This is a genomic window from Paracoccus methylovorus (genome assembly GCF_016919705.1).
GTDB lineage: Bacteria > Pseudomonadota > Alphaproteobacteria > Rhodobacterales > Rhodobacteraceae > Paracoccus > Paracoccus methylovorus.
Map to the genome: position 1 here is coordinate 1,363,601 of NZ_CP070371.1, position 14,087 is coordinate 1,377,687.

Annotated in this window: 13 protein-coding genes; 7 read left to right on the forward strand and 6 right to left on the reverse strand. The window is 65.0% G+C overall.

What is annotated here, in order from left to right; genetic code table 11:
- Positions 1–31 precede the first annotated feature (31 nt).
- Positions 32–1,267, reverse strand: a complete 1,236-nt coding sequence (locus JWJ88_RS19865; RefSeq protein ID WP_205296140.1) for an NRAMP family divalent metal transporter — start codon at positions 1,265–1,267, stop codon at positions 32–34.
- A 295-nt stretch (positions 1,268–1,562) separates the two neighbouring features.
- On the opposite strand from JWJ88_RS19865, the gene JWJ88_RS19870 reads away from it, so the two are divergent.
- From JWJ88_RS19870 to JWJ88_RS19880, 3 genes are all read left to right on the forward strand, one after another.
- Positions 1,563–2,219 (forward strand): GntR family transcriptional regulator, encoded by a 657-nt coding sequence (locus JWJ88_RS19870; RefSeq protein ID WP_205296141.1) that lies wholly within the window; start codon positions 1,563–1,565, stop codon positions 2,217–2,219.
- Between the two features lie 102 nt (positions 2,220–2,321).
- Positions 2,322–3,506, forward strand: a complete 1,185-nt coding sequence (locus JWJ88_RS19875) for an HPP family protein (protein ID WP_205296142.1) — start codon at positions 2,322–2,324, stop codon at positions 3,504–3,506.
- An 88-nt stretch (positions 3,507–3,594) separates the two neighbouring features.
- Positions 3,595–4,557, forward strand: a complete 963-nt coding sequence (locus JWJ88_RS19880; RefSeq protein ID WP_205296143.1) for a glycosyltransferase — start codon at positions 3,595–3,597, stop codon at positions 4,555–4,557.
- Positions 4,558–4,609: 52 nt separating this feature from the next.
- On the opposite strand, the gene JWJ88_RS19885 is transcribed toward JWJ88_RS19880, so the two are convergent.
- From JWJ88_RS19885 to JWJ88_RS19905, 5 genes are all read right to left on the reverse strand, one after another.
- The gene (locus JWJ88_RS19885) at positions 4,610–5,122 is read right to left on the reverse strand and encodes an AmiS/UreI family transporter (protein ID WP_205296144.1); all 513 of its coding nucleotides are present in this window, start codon (positions 5,120–5,122) and stop codon (positions 4,610–4,612) included.
- A gap of 147 nt (positions 5,123–5,269) precedes the next feature.
- Positions 5,270–6,214 (reverse strand): hypothetical protein, encoded by a 945-nt coding sequence (locus JWJ88_RS19890; protein ID WP_205296145.1) that lies wholly within the window; start codon positions 6,212–6,214, stop codon positions 5,270–5,272.
- A 94-nt stretch (positions 6,215–6,308) separates the two neighbouring features.
- A complete protein-coding gene (locus JWJ88_RS19895) occupies positions 6,309–7,403 on the reverse strand; it encodes a DUF475 domain-containing protein (protein WP_205296146.1) in 1,095 nt (364 codons plus the stop codon).
- A gap of 134 nt (positions 7,404–7,537) precedes the next feature.
- Positions 7,538–8,968, reverse strand: a complete 1,431-nt coding sequence (locus JWJ88_RS19900; protein ID WP_205296147.1) for a sensor histidine kinase — start codon at positions 8,966–8,968, stop codon at positions 7,538–7,540.
- Complete coding sequence (locus JWJ88_RS19905) at positions 8,965–9,636, reverse strand: response regulator transcription factor (RefSeq protein WP_205296148.1); 672 nt, start codon at positions 9,634–9,636, stop codon at positions 8,965–8,967. The genes JWJ88_RS19900 and JWJ88_RS19905 overlap by 4 nt, the downstream gene beginning before the upstream one ends.
- Before the next feature lie 78 nt (positions 9,637–9,714).
- Between JWJ88_RS19905 and JWJ88_RS19910 the strand changes: the two genes are divergently transcribed.
- From JWJ88_RS19910 to JWJ88_RS19925, 4 genes are all read left to right on the forward strand, one after another.
- Complete coding sequence (locus JWJ88_RS19910) at positions 9,715–10,794, forward strand: ABC transporter substrate-binding protein (RefSeq protein ID WP_240200311.1); 1,080 nt, start codon at positions 9,715–9,717, stop codon at positions 10,792–10,794.
- Positions 10,795–10,967: 173 nt separating this feature from the next.
- Positions 10,968–11,909 carry a Bug family tripartite tricarboxylate transporter substrate binding protein gene (locus JWJ88_RS19915; RefSeq protein WP_205296150.1) on the forward strand — a complete coding sequence of 314 codons (942 nt, stop codon included), beginning with the start codon at positions 10,968–10,970 and terminating at the stop codon, positions 11,907–11,909.
- On the forward strand, positions 11,906–12,400 hold the full coding sequence (locus JWJ88_RS19920; protein WP_205296151.1) for a tripartite tricarboxylate transporter TctB family protein: 495 nt from the start codon (positions 11,906–11,908) through the stop codon (positions 12,398–12,400). Before JWJ88_RS19915 ends, JWJ88_RS19920 begins: the two co-directional genes overlap by 4 nt.
- A gap of 3 nt (positions 12,401–12,403) precedes the next feature.
- Positions 12,404–13,921, forward strand: a complete 1,518-nt coding sequence (locus tag JWJ88_RS19925; protein WP_205296152.1) for a tripartite tricarboxylate transporter permease — start codon at positions 12,404–12,406, stop codon at positions 13,919–13,921.
- Positions 13,922–14,087: the final 166 nt, after the last annotated feature.

A 14,087-nucleotide genomic window follows, 5' to 3' on the forward strand; every position in this document is an offset into this window, starting at 1 on the left:
GGCCCGATAACGGGCCAGCCGCGATCTTGGCTCAGGTGCCCAGGAAGGCAAAGATCGGGCCGATGGATTTGAAACCCATATACCACGTCAATGCGCAGACCGCGGCGCTGGCGATCAGCAACGGCCGGTTATAGACATGCCCGCCCATCAGATCCGAGCGCGCAAAGCCGACATAGGTAAAGATCGTCAGCCCGATGGGCAGGATCAGCCCGTTGAAGCCGCCGACAAAGACCAGAATAGCGGCCGGCGCGGTGCCCAGCGACAGATACACTGCCAGCGAGACAGCGATAAAGATCACCGTCGCGATGTTGCGGTCACGGTCGCCCATCTGGCGAAAGACGACAAGAAAGCTGACCGAAGTATAGGCCGCCCCGATGACCGAGGTGATCGCCGCCGCCCAGAAAATCATGCCAAAAATGCGCATGCCCCATTCGCCCAGAACCACTGCGAAAGCCTGCGCGGCAGGGTTCGCGGCCTGACCCGACAGATCCAGCGTCACGCCCGAGGCGACGACACCCAGAATGGCGAGGAACAGGATAAAGCGCATGACCCCGGTCACCGCGATCCCCGTCAGCGAGGCACGGGTAACGGCAGCCAGATTCTGTTCCCCGACGAGCCCCTTGTCCAGCAGGCGATGCGCCCCGGCATAGGTGATATAACCACCCACGGTCCCACCGACGATGGTGGTGATGGTGGCGAAATCCACGGTGTCTGGGATGACCATCTGCCGCATCGCATCGCCCACGGGCGGGTTCGAGACGATGGCAACGACCAGCGTCATGCCGATCATCAGCAGCCCTAGCGCGATCAGCGACCGGTCGAGCAGCAATCCCGCCCGGCGCGACAAGAAGATGCCAATAGCCAGAAATGCCGAAATAGCGCCGCCGATCTTGGGCTCCAGCCCGAACATCGCGTTCAGACCCAGCCCCGCCCCGGCGATATTGCCGATGTTAAAGGCAAGCCCGCCGATCAGCACCAGCACCGCCAGCAGATAGCCTGCGCCGGGAATAGCCTGGTTCGCGGTATCCGACGCATTGCGGCGGGTCAGCGCGGTAATGCGCCAGATGTTGAGCTGGACCACAAAGTCGATCAGGATCGAGGCAAGGATCGCGAATGCGAATGCCGAACCAAGCTTTGCGGTGAATGTCGCGGTCTGGGTGATGAAGCCCGGCCCGATGGCCGAAGTCGCCATCAGGAAAATCGCCGCCATGAAACCGCCGCGCGCGGCGGTAGAGGCGACAGAAGGGGACGAGACGGATTCGGCCATCGGTCTGCTCCTGGTGCAAGGGTGGGGTGCGTCTTGGGAATGGCGGGAATGTGAATTCAACAAGACAATCAGTCAACGATAAATTGACACGAACCATTGAATTGTTGAGCAACCCACTTGTGAAGCAGGGATAAATTTTGGAAATCGCCGGCGACGCTGCGGCATTCCGCCCATTCGCAAGACGGCTTTGCCCGCTCAACAGGCGGAAAAACCGGACGAATCAGTCCAGTGCGCCTTGCCTGCCTCCGGCCACTCGGCCAAGATCAGCCAGTCCAGGACAAAGGAACCAGCCGCAATGGCGGAAGCACGCGACCCTGCCCCCAGCCTTGCCGAAGAGATCGCCGTGCGCTTGCGCGATCAGGTCACGGGGGGCACGCTGGTGCCCGGCCAGCGGCTGTCCGAGGCGCGGCTTGCGGCCGAACTCGACATCTCACGCAATACGCTGCGTGAAGTGTTCCGCCTGCTTACGCGCGAGGGAATCCTGCGTCACGAGCCGCACCGGGGCGTCTTTGTCGCCGTGCCTTCGATGGCGTCGATCCTCGACATCTATCGGGTGCGCCGACTGATCGAAGTGCCGGCACTGGCGCAAGCCTGGCCTGGGCATGCCGCCGTCGCCCGGATGCATGCCGCCGTGGCGCGCGCCAAGGAATTGCAGCACATTCCCGACTGGCGCGGCGTCGGCAGCGCCAATATGGAATTCCACGCCGCCATCGTCGCGCTGACCGACAGCCCGCGGCTTATGCAGTTTTTCGCACAGGTCATCGCCGAACTGCGGCTGGCCTTTGGCCTGCTGAACAGCCCGGAATTGCTGCACCAGCCTTATATTCCGCGCAATGCCGAAATCCTGGGCACGCTTGAAGGCGGCGACCCGGCCGGCGCGGCGCGCATGCTGGAAACCTACCTGCACCACTCCGAACGCGCGGTGATGGAGGCATTTGCCCGGCTGGGTTGACCGCCTGCAGGCAAGCCTTTTCGGGGACTTGCAACCTGCCCGTTCCTGCGACAATTAGGCGCAGGGGAAGCCCTTTTTCCGGCAGGCGCAAGGAATACCCACATGCTCAGACCGGCTGGGGCGGTGCTGCACCAGATCACGCAGGCGCTTGGCCCGGCCATCGCGCCCGGCTCGCCGCGCGAAGCGCTACGGGCTGGCGTCGGTGCAGTCGTGGGGCTGGGCGTTTCAGGCTTGTTTCTGATGTCGCCCTCGACCGATTTGCGGCTTGGCCTTTCCATGATCGCGCCTTTCGGGGCGACCTCGGTGTTGGTCTTTGCGGTGCCGAACAGCCCGCTGGCCCAGCCCTGGTCGGCCGTCGTCGGCTGCTGCACGGCCGCTGCGGTGGGTGTGCTGGCCTGCATGCTGACACCGAATTCGGCGTTGTGCGTCGCGCTGGCGGTGGGCGTCACCATCACGGCGATGATCCTGATGCGGGCGGTGCATCCGCCGGCGGGTGCGGTGGCGATGACCGCCGCGCTGAACCCCGATGCGATCCGCGAGATCGGCTTTCGCTTCGTGCTGACGCCGGTGCTGCTGGGCACTCTGACGCTGGTGGGGCTGGCCATGATCTATGCCCGGCTGACCGGCCGGCGCTATCCCTTTCGCCAGTTCAACGAGCCAGGCCCGCATGGCACTGCCGACCACCCGGCGATGGAACGACTGGGCCTGTCCAAGGACGACCTGACCGATATCCTGCAACGCTATCGCCAATCCCTGAACCTTGGGGTCGAGGATCTGGCCCGGCTGATCGGCGCCGCCGAGTTGCAGGCCGCCGCCCATCGCACTGGGCCGCTGACCGCCGCGGACGTCATGTCGCGCGACCTTGTGACCGTAGCGCCCCATACCCGGCTGGCCCGGGTCGCCGATATCTTTCGCCGGCACGGGTTTACCTCTTTGCCCGTGGTCGGGGGTGATGGCCAGTTCCTTGGCGTGATCTTCCAGCTTCACCTGATCCGCCGCGCCCGCGAAGACGCCTTTCGGCACGACCGCCGATTCTCGGCCGCCATGTCCGACCTGCTGACCCCCAAGCGCGGCACGCCCACCCGCGCACGCGAGATCATGCAGACCGACCCGCCGCATGTCGGACCGGACGCACCCATCGGGACGCTGCTGCCGTTGCTGGCGTCGGGCGAATTCGACGCGGTGCCGGTGCTGGACGGGCCGCGCATCGTCGGTATCGTGACGCAGACCGACCTGATCTCGGCTCTGGCCCGGCAAAGCCTGCGGCAGGAACCCCCGTCCCTCTGAACATGCCCATAATGGCATGCCTCGCCGCATTGCGGAAAACGGCCTTACGCGGATAGGTTCGGCTTGCCGGATCAACCTTGGGGGAATCATGACCCGACCCACGCTTGGCGCAGTGGCGATCGGCCGCAACGAAGGCGAAAGGCTCAGGGCCTGCCTGCGCTCACTGGTGCCGCTGTGCGCGCGGGTGGTCTATGTGGACAGCGGCTCGGGCGATGACAGCGTCGCCTTTGCCCGCAGTCTTGGCGTCACCGTGGTCGAACTGGACACTTCGGTTCCCTTTACCGCCGCCCGCGCCCGCAATGCAGGTTTCGAGGCGTTGCTGGCTGGCGGAGAGCTGGATCTGGTGCAATTCGTCGATGGCGATTGCCGGGTCGAGGCGGCTTGGCTGGATGCCGGTACCGCCGCCATGCAGGCAGATAGCAGGCTGGGCCTTGTCACCGGCTGGCGTTCTGAAATCCACCCCACGGCATCGGTCTATAACCAGATGTGCGAGGTGGACTGGCACCGCCCCCCCGGCCCGATCGAGACCTCGGGCGGCGACATGATGGTCCGCGTGGCCGCCTTTCGGCAGGTCGGCGGCTTCAATCCGGCACTGATCGCTGGCGAGGATCCCGAATTCAGCCTGCGCATCGGCAAGGCGGGCTGGCGACTGGAACGGCTACCGGTGCTGATGACGCTGCACGACGCCGACATGACCAGCTTTGGCCAATGGTGGAAACGCACTGTCCGCACCGGGCATTGCTTTGCCGAGATCGGCCAGATGCACCCGCCGCATTTCCGGCGCGAGATCCTGCGCATCTGGGTCTATGGCCTGATCCTGCCGCTGCTGGCCTTGATCGGGCTGTTCACCTCGGGCTGGTTGGTGCTGCTGGTGCTTGCGCTTTACGGGCTGTCCTTTGCAAAGACCCTGCGCGGGCTGAAAGGCCAGCCCATGGCCGCGAAACAGGCGGCCCTTCTGGTCTTGGCCAAGATACCCAACCTTTTGGGAATGCTGACTTATTACCGCCGTCGCCGCAGCGGCGACGCCATGCGGATCATCGAGTATAAATAGCCCCCCTGTACTGCCATCGTTGCGACACCATAGGGCCGGGGCATTTCCGCAGTCAGATCAGACCGTCCAGCAGCAGAAAGCCCGGCAGCCAACCGGTGAATATCCCGGCCAAAAGCGTGACCCAGGCGGTCTGGCGCTGGATCGGGCGCTTCAGCGCCAGAAGCAGGAAATACATAAGCCACAGCACGCCCCAGATACCCCAGTTCACAGCCAGCCAAAGCTCGGTCAGTGAGCCCGCCGCGGCCAGCGCGCGCAGAAAGACCGGCACCGTGGTCACGGCGACGAACAGGCTGAACCAGCCAAGGCCGCGCCCGTCGGCACCGCTTAGCCGGTTATAGGCCACCCACAGATAGGTGGTGCAGAACAGCAGGCTTAGCGCACCGTTGCGGATACTGGCCGCGCTGGCCGCCGAGCCAAAGGCGTCATGCAGCACGGCCGCGCCCGAAACCAGCGCAGTGACGATATTAATGACCACGATCTCGCGATCAGCGATGCGGCCCATCAGCCAGAGGCCGTTGAGAAACAGCACGGCACCGACATAGAACAGCACGAACCCGGTAAGCATTCGACCTCCTGCACATGACGTCTGACCGTAATCGGGGCAGTTGCCCGGAATACGATCAGCCTGTGCCTGCCAAGAAGGCAAATGCCGCGCCGGATCAATGGGAATATTTTCAATGCCCGGTAGAAGCAGAATTCGGGTCTCGGGCGGTTACACCCCGGTCAGCGGGTTCGTGCTGACCACCTCCCACACCAGTTCCTGCATGCGCCGCGCCAGTTCTGGCGAAGGCGCGTCGGCAGGGGTGCCATCCGCGCGCAACAGCTCATGCGGCAGACTGACCGGACTTTTGCCGTAAAGCACGGCGTAATGGGTCAGCGCCACCAGATAGAAGCCCAGATCGTTGGGATGGATAGGGTCCAGCGAGCCGTCGGCGTTGCGGGCAAACAGATCCTCGCGCGATTTCAGTTCAGCGATACCGCCCGCCGTTTCGGCCTCGGCGACCAGACGGGCCATGACCTGCCCCGCCGGGATCAGCCAGACCGGTTTGCCGGCGGCGCGGGCGGCGGGCCAAAGCAGGCCGGGTTTCCAGAGCATCTCCAGATCCTCGGGCAGGCGGGCCAGCCAGTCCGGCTCGTCATCCAGCGCGTGCCAGCTTTCGTAAAGAAAGATTTCCCCATCCGCATTGCCCTGAGCCGCCTCGACCGCCCATTTCCCGGCATAGATGCTGCTTTCCTTGTATTGGATCGCATCCGTCAGGCGCATCATCTCGGTCATGACAAAGGCGTCGTAATCACCGCTTTTCAGCGCCTCATGCGCATCGCGGTAACGGGGCGTGGCGTTTTCCTGATCGAAGCCGTTGATCGCCTGCGGGCCCTGATGGTGCTCGCGCAGCGCGGCGCCCCAGCCCAATTGCAGCGCGTAATCATAGCCTTGCCCGGCCAGTTGCGCCAGCATTGCCGGCATGTCCTGCCCCACGAGACTATGACCCAGGTGATAGACCCGCAGTTCGCCCTGCGGCAGCATCCGGCCGGTCTGGTAAAACGCCTGAACATCCGCGCCGTCGTCCTGCACCATCGCGTCGCTTTGTGCATTGCGCCAGAACAGGATCGCTGTGCCAAAGGCCACGACAACCAACAGGGCAAGCAGATAACGCATGTCCAAACCTCGTCACGAACCACAGGGCAGTGATAGCAAAAAAGCCGCCATCCCGAAAGATGGCGGCCCGATAGGCTCGAAATGTCCGGGGGGCCTATGCCTCGGCCGCGTGGTTCTTGCGGTTCCAGCGGATCGAGGACCACAGCGAGATGCCGATCAGCGTCGCCCCGCCCAGACCCGTGATCACCTCGGGGATATGTACCAGCGGCTGCACGAACATGATCACCGACAGCGCGATGATGGCATAAAAGGCGCCATGCTCAAGAAAGCGGTATTCGGCCAGCGTGCCGCGCTCGACCAGCATAATGGTCATCGAACGCACATACATTGCGCCGATGCCCAGGCCGATGGCGATGACAAACAGGTTGTGGGTCAACGCAAAGGCACCGATCACCCCGTCAAAGCTGAACGAGGCATCCAGCACCTCAAGATACAGGAACGCACCGATACCGCCCTTGGCCCCGGCTTGCATCGCCTCTTGCGAGCTGTCCAGCAGACCGCCCAGCACCTCGACCAGCAGGAAGGTCAAAAGACCCCAGATCGCCGAATGGAAGAAGATCTGCGATTCGGCCCCTTCAAGGAACCGCGAAAAGATCAGCACCGTGACCAGCACCACCGCGACCTCGATGCCACGGACGGTGGCATAACGCTGCATGCGACGTTCCAGCCAGCGCACCCAGTGCACGTTCTTTTCATGGTCGAAGAAAAAGCTGAGCCCGACCATCATCAGGAAGGTGCCGCCGAATGCCGCGATGGGCAGATGGGCGTCATGCATGATGCGCGAATATTCATCGGGCTGGCTTGCAGCCATAACCATCGCCTGCCACGGGCCGATATTGGCGGCAACGACGACGATCAGCAGCGGGAACACGATCCGCATGCCAAAGACTGCGATCAGGATACCCCAGGTCAGAAAGCGGCGCTGCCACTTGGGGGTCATTTCCTTCAACTTGTTGGCGTTGACGATGGCGTTGTCGAAGGAAAGCGAGATTTCCAGCACCGCAAGCACGGCACAGATAAAGAATATCGTCAGCGTGCCGCCGACGGTTCCCGTGGTCTGCCATCCCAGCACCGCACCCAGCGCAAGGCCAAGCACGGTGACGATAAAGGACCACTTGAAATAGTGCAGGGTGGGACGATGGATTCCATTCGTCGAGCCCCCCGCGGACAGGTTGTTTCCTTGTTGCATATTCAGAACAAGTCCAGGCGGCTGGTCAAAGATCGATGCCGACATCACGAACGTGCCGCCACGTCCGCCAGAGGGGCCCGGCCATCAAACTGCGTTCACGAAGACGCGAACTGGCAAAAGATGGCGAATTCGGGTCAAAATTGCAAGGGGTCCGTATCAAGGCCCGCATTTTCTTGCGTGGCACCGGGGTTGGTCAGTGCCGGCAAGATGATGCGCGCCACCAGTCCGCGCGCGCCCGCGCCCTCGTCCAGGGTCAGCCGGCCGCCAAACAGGCTGGCGATTTCCAGCGTCACGGGCAGGCCCAGACCCATGCCGGGCCCCGAGGTTTCGCCGCGGGCGAATCGGCTGACGACGGCGGCGCGGGATGCGGACGGAATGCCGGGACCGTTGTCCTCGACCTCCAGCACTGCGTCGGGGCCATTGCGTCCCACGCGGACTGTCACCACCGCCGCCCGGCCCGCGTGGCGCAGCGCATTCAGGATCAGGTTGCCCAGCGCCTCTCCCAGCAGCAGAGGTTCGGCCCGGACGGTCACCGGCCCCTCGCCCTCAAATCCAAGGTCGATGCCGGCCTCGGCAGCGGCGGGGATATGTTCGGCGGTCAGGTCACGCGCAAGTGCCGCCAGATCCAGCGGCGCAGCTAGGGCCGCGCCTTCCGCGGCATCGACCTTGGCCAGCAACAGCAATTGCGCCAGGATCCGCTCGGCATGGGCGACGGCGGTGTCGCCCTTGCTGGCGGCGGATTGCGCCTCGGCCAGCGTGGCCGCCCGCGCCGCCAGCGCCAGTTGCGTGCGAACCACCGCCAGCGGCGTGCGCAACTGATGCCCGGCATTGCCGGTGAAGTTGCGCATCCCGTCCAGCGCCGATTCCAGCCGCCGCATGAAACCGTTCACCGTGCCGACCAGCCCGCGCACCTCGGACGGGACCGGCGTCCCGATCGGGCTCAGGTCGTCGGGGTTGCGCGCAGCGATCTCTTCGCCCAGCCGATAAAGCGGGCGCAGCGATACCGTTACCGCGATCCAGACGATCAGCGCCGCGCCCGCGATCATCAGCGTCAGCCGCAGGGCCGAACGCATCAGGATCGTGCGGGTCAATTCGCGCCGGGCGTTGGTGGTTTCGGCCACGGTCACCACAAAGGGCACCTCGTCGATGCCGGTCGAGGCGGCGCGCGCAAGGCTTGCCACCCGCACCGGCTCGCCCCGGAACACGCCGTCGGCATAGGCCGGCCCCGCGCCCGGCTGCGCCGGTGCCATCGGCAGATCGCCATAGCCGGTCACGATATGACCGGGCGGTCCGTCCACGCGATAGAACACCCGGTCCTGTGCCGCCGAACTCAGCATCTCCAGCGCACCATAGGGGATCTCGATGGCGATCCGGCCCTCGTGATCCAGCGAGGCACGCTCGGCGATCACCAGCGCCGAACCGGCCAGCACCCGGTCGGCCAGCGCGTTGGCCATGTGCACCGCCTCGCGCCAGGTGTCGATCAGCGCGGCAGTTCCCAGGGCCAGCGTCCCCAGCAACAGCCAGGCCAGCAGGCGGCGGCGCAGGGAAAACGGCCGCCGTATCAAGGTGCCGCCCGGTCGAGGAAATATCCGATGCCGCGCGCGGTCTTGACGGTCAACCCCGCCGGCGCCAGCCGCTTGCGCAGGCGGCTGACATATTGCTCGATGGCATTGGCGGACAGGTCATCCTCAAGCGAGGTCAGCGATTGCACGATGGAATCGCGCGCCACCACCTTGCCCGCGCGCATGATCAACAGCTCCAGCAACCCGCGTTCCCGCGCCGGCAGATCCAGCGGTTGCCCCGCCAGCAAGAAGCTGCGCGCGGTCTGGTCCAGCACCAGTTCGCCAAAGCTGACGGTCGAATTGCGCAAGCCCGCCTGACGACGCAACAGCGAACGGATGCGGGCCTCGAACTCACCAATGTCGAAGGGCTTGATGAGATAATCGTCCGCACCAAGGTCAAGGCCGCGCACGCGTTCCTCGGGCGTGCCGCGCGCGGTCAGGATCATCACCGCCGCCGGGTTGCGCCGTGCGCGCATGGCGCGCAGCACCTCGAGCCCGTCCATCTGCGGCAGGTTCAGGTCCAGGATCACCAGGTCAAAGCTTTCCGCCGCCGCCAGCGCCTCGGCCGAGGCCCCGTCATGGACGACGTCCACGGCATAGCCCGACTGCCGCAGCAAAGCGGTCAGCCCCTCGGCCAGCGACAGATTGTCCTCGACAAGCAGGATGCGCATTCTTCCCCCCGGTCCCATCAGCCTAGCGGGACGCGGCGGACTTGTGAACGGGCTGCCGCTTTGGCAAAGTCGCCCATCATGCGCCTGTTTGCCCGCCTTATGCCAGCCATCGCCGCCGTGCTTGCACTGTGGGCGGATGCGGCATCTGCGCAGGTGACGCTGTTTCCCGCACCCAAGGGCAACCAGCAAGAGCTATCGGTCTATTCCTCGCTCGACGACGATCTGGCCGCGCCGCTGATCACCGCCTTTCAAAGCCGCAATCCGGGCGTCGCGGTGCGTTACGAGAACCTGCTGACGACACAGTTGCACGACCGGATCGTGGCCGAGACACAGGCGGGCGCAGGCACTGCCGATTTCGCCTTTTCCTCGGCCATGGACTTGCAGGTTAAGCTGGCCAACGACGGTTTCGCCCGGCCCGTCGCGACACCGGACACGCCCGACTGGCCCGAATGGGCGAACTGGCGCGACACCGCCTATGCGCTGACCTTTGAACCCGCAGTCTTTGCCTATCACAAGCCCAGCTTTACCGACCACGACCCGCCCGCCACCCGCGCCGACCTGATTCGCTGGATGGCGGAACGCCCGGACGAGGCACGGGGCCGGGTCGGCACCTATGACGTGGCGCGTTCGGGCGTGGGCTATCTGTTTCTTGCCCGCGACCAGGAACTTTACCCCGGCATCTGGTCTGTCGTCGCCGCCATGGGCCGGGCCGGGGTGCAGCAGTTCCCGACCTCGGCCGAGTTGCTGGAGCGGATCGCCGACGGGCGGCTGGCGGTGGGCTACAACCTGCTGGGGTCCTATGCCGCCGACTGGGCGCGACGCCATCCCGATGTGGGCGTGATCCTGCCCCGGGATTTCACCGTGGTCGTCTCGCGCGTGGGGCTGGTTCCCACGGCGGCGCGCTCGCCCGGGCTGGGCGGGGATTTTCTAGCCTTCCTGATGTCGCCAGAGGGGCAAAGCCTGCTGTCGCGGACGCTGCGCCTTTCGGCCGTCAGCCTTGAAGTCGCGGGCCAGACCAGCCCTGTGGGCGGGATGCAGGACCTGACCGGGTTGCGGCTGAAGCCGGTGCCCGTCAGCCCCGGACTTCTGGCCTATCTGGATCAGGCGACGCGGGCAAAGCTGCTGGCGCGCTGGAACAAGGCGCTGGCCGGAGAATAGATTTTCAGCGCCATGTCAGGTCCATGACAGCTTTCTGTGCTGGAAAGGCAGGACCCGCCTGCGTGCGGGTCGACCAGGAGGACCGCCCGCATTCCGGGAGAGATGCGGGCCACCAGATGAAAAACGGATAACGGGACCGGCGCAGATGCGCCCGGTCGATGCGGAGGAAGACCATGAAGCAATTTGTTCTCGCCAGCCTGTTCGCGGGGGCCCTCGCGGTTCCGGCCATGGCCGATTACACCATCATCGCCCCCGCCAATCCGGGCGGCGGCTGGGATCAGACCGCCCGCACCATGCAGACCGTGCTGCAAGAGGAAGGCATCTCGAAATCGGCACAGGTGCAAAACGTGCCCGGTGCCGGCGGCACCATCGGGCTTGCGCAATTCGCCAGCCAGAACAAGGGCAACCCCGATGCGCTGATCGTCGGCGGTTATGTCATGGTCGGGGCCATCCTGACCAACAATTCCCCCGTCTCGCTGACGGATGTGACGCCCATCGCGCGGCTGACCGGCGAATACGAGGCGATCGTGGTTCCCGCCGCCTCGCCCATTCAGGACATCGCAGGGCTGATCGAGGCGCTGAAGGCCGATCCCGGTGCGGTCAGCTGGGCGGGCGGCTCGGCCGGGGGCACCGACCATATCGCCGTGGGCCTGATCGCCAAGGCGGCAGGCGTCGATCCCACCAAGATCAACTACATCGCCTATTCCGGTGGCGGCGAGGCACTGGCCGCGATCCTGGGCAATCAGGTGACGGCGGGCATTTCCTCGCTGGGCGAATTCGAGGCCCAGATCCAGGCTGGCACGCTGCGCCTGCTGGCCGTCACCTCGCCCGAGCGTCTTGAGGGCGTGGATGCGCCCACGCTGCAAGAAGCGGGGCTGGACGTGACGCTGGAAAACTGGCGCATGGTCGCCGCCGCGCCGGGCCTGTCGGACGAACAAAAAGCCAAAGTGACCGCCGACATGGAAAAGATGGCGAAATCCGAAGCCTGGCAAAAGCAGCTTTCCGACAAGGGCTGGATGGACACTTGGCTGGCCGGTCCCGAATTCGAAGCGCAGCTTGAAAAGGACATCGCCGCGACCGACGCGATCCTCAGGGACATCGGTCTGGTGAAATGAGCACGTCGGACCATGAACAGCCGCGCCGCCGGGATACGGCGGCGCTCATCATCGCCGCCGGACTGGTTGTGATCGGCGCCGTGATGCTGTGGGACAGCACGCGCCTTGCCGATCTGGGCGGCTATTCCGGCGTCGGCCCCGCCAGCGTGCCGCGCGTGGTAGGCTTGGGTCTGATGGGCCTTGCGGTCTGGACCGTCGTCGCGGCATTGCGCGGCGACTTTCCCGAACGCCCGCCGCAGAACGTCGCGCCGGTCCTGTGGATCGTGGCGGGACTGGCGGCCCAACTGATGCTGCTGCATGTCGCGGGCTTTTCCATCGCCACCGGCATCCTTTTCGGCTGCACCGCCCGCGCTTTTGGCAAGCGCAACATGGCGATGACCATTCCCATCGGCATCGTCGTCGCCTTCTTTGTCTGGGCGATTTTCTCGCAACTGCTGATGCTGCACCTGCCTGCGGGGCCGCTTGAGCAACTGGTCTTTCCGCGGGGCTGAACCATGAGTGCATTCGAATTCCTGCTGCAAGGGCTCGGCACCGCCTCGGATCCGATGATGCTGCTTTACGCGCTGATCGGCGTGACGCTGGGCACCGCTGTCGGTGTGCTGCCCGGCATCGGTCCGGCGCTGACCGTGGCGCTGCTTTTGCCCGTCACCTACCGGCTGGACCCGGCCGGTTCGCTGATCATGTTCGCGGGCATCTATTACGGCGGCATGTATGGCGGCTCGACCACCTCGATCCTGCTGAATACGCCGGGCGAAAGCGCCTCGATCATCACCGCGCTCGAAGGCAACAAGATGGCCCGCAAGGGGCGCGGAGGGCCGGCGCTGGCCACCGCCGCCATCGGCTCTTTCATCGCCGGCCTGATCGCGACGCTGCTGCTGGCCTTTCTTGCGCCAACCATCGTCAAGCTGGCGCTGGTCTTTGGCCCGCGCGAATATTTCGCGCTGATGGTTCTGGCCTTTGTCACCGTCTCGGCCGCATTCGGCGATTCAGCGCTGCGCGGGCTGACCTCGTTGTTTCTGGGTCTGGCGCTCGCATGCGTCGGCATCGACCAGTTGACGGGTCAGGCGCGGCTGTCATTCGGCATGCCCGAACTGTTGGACGGGATCGAGGTCACGACCATGGCCGTCGCCATGTTCGCACTGGGCGAGGCACTGTTCATCGCCGGGCAGCGCAACCAGCAGGACGACGAGGTCATCGCCGTTAAAGGCTCGATCTGGATGAGCCGCCGCGACTGGGCCCGGTCGTGGAAACCGTGGCTGCGCGGCACCGCCATCGGCTTTCCCATCGGCGCCATGCCCGCGGGCGGGGCCGAGATCGGCACCTTCCTGTCCTATGCCGCCGAGAAAAAGCTGACCAAGCACCCCGAGGAATTCGGCCACGGCGCAATCGAAGGCGTCGCCGGACCCGAGGCCGCCAACAACGCCTCGGCCGCCGGCACTCTGGTGCCACTGCTGACGCTGGGGCTGCCGACCTCGGCCACGGCGGCAATCATGCTGGCGGGTTTTCAGCAATTTGGTTTGCAGCCCGGCCCGCTTTTGTTCGCCACCAACCCGACGCTGGTCTGGGGGCTGATCGCCTCGCTTCTGATCGCGAACGCCATGCTTCTGGTGCTGAACCTGCCGCTGATCGGGCTGTGGGTAAAGTTGCTGACGGTGCCGAAGCAATGGCTTTATGCCGGCATCCTGCTGTTTGCGACGCTGGGCACGATTGGCGCCAACCCCTCAAGCTTCGAGTTGGGGATGCTCCTGGGCTTTGGTTTGCTGGGCTATGTGATGCGGCTTTTCGGTTATCCCATCGCGCCCATCGTCGTCGGCCTGATCCTTGGGCCGATGGCCGAACAGCAGTTGCGCCGGGCACTGGCGATCAGCCAGGGCGACTGGACGACGCTGGTGCAATCGCCCATTGCCGCAGTGCTGCTGGGCATCGCCGCACTGGCGCTGATCGTGCCGCTGATTCTGCGCGCGCGCGGCAAGGGCGAAGTGCTGAGCCAGCTTGCCGGCGAAGAGGACTAAAACCCCCTTTTGCCCCCACAACCATACACCCCAGCCCCGCAAGGGCCGGGGTTGTCATGTGCTGGCAGCATGGCGGCCTTGCCGTTTTGCCGCGTTGCGGCAAGGCCCGGCAATCCCCATCTGTGGGTCATCGAAGATACTCGATGAACTTTACAGACAGGCAGAA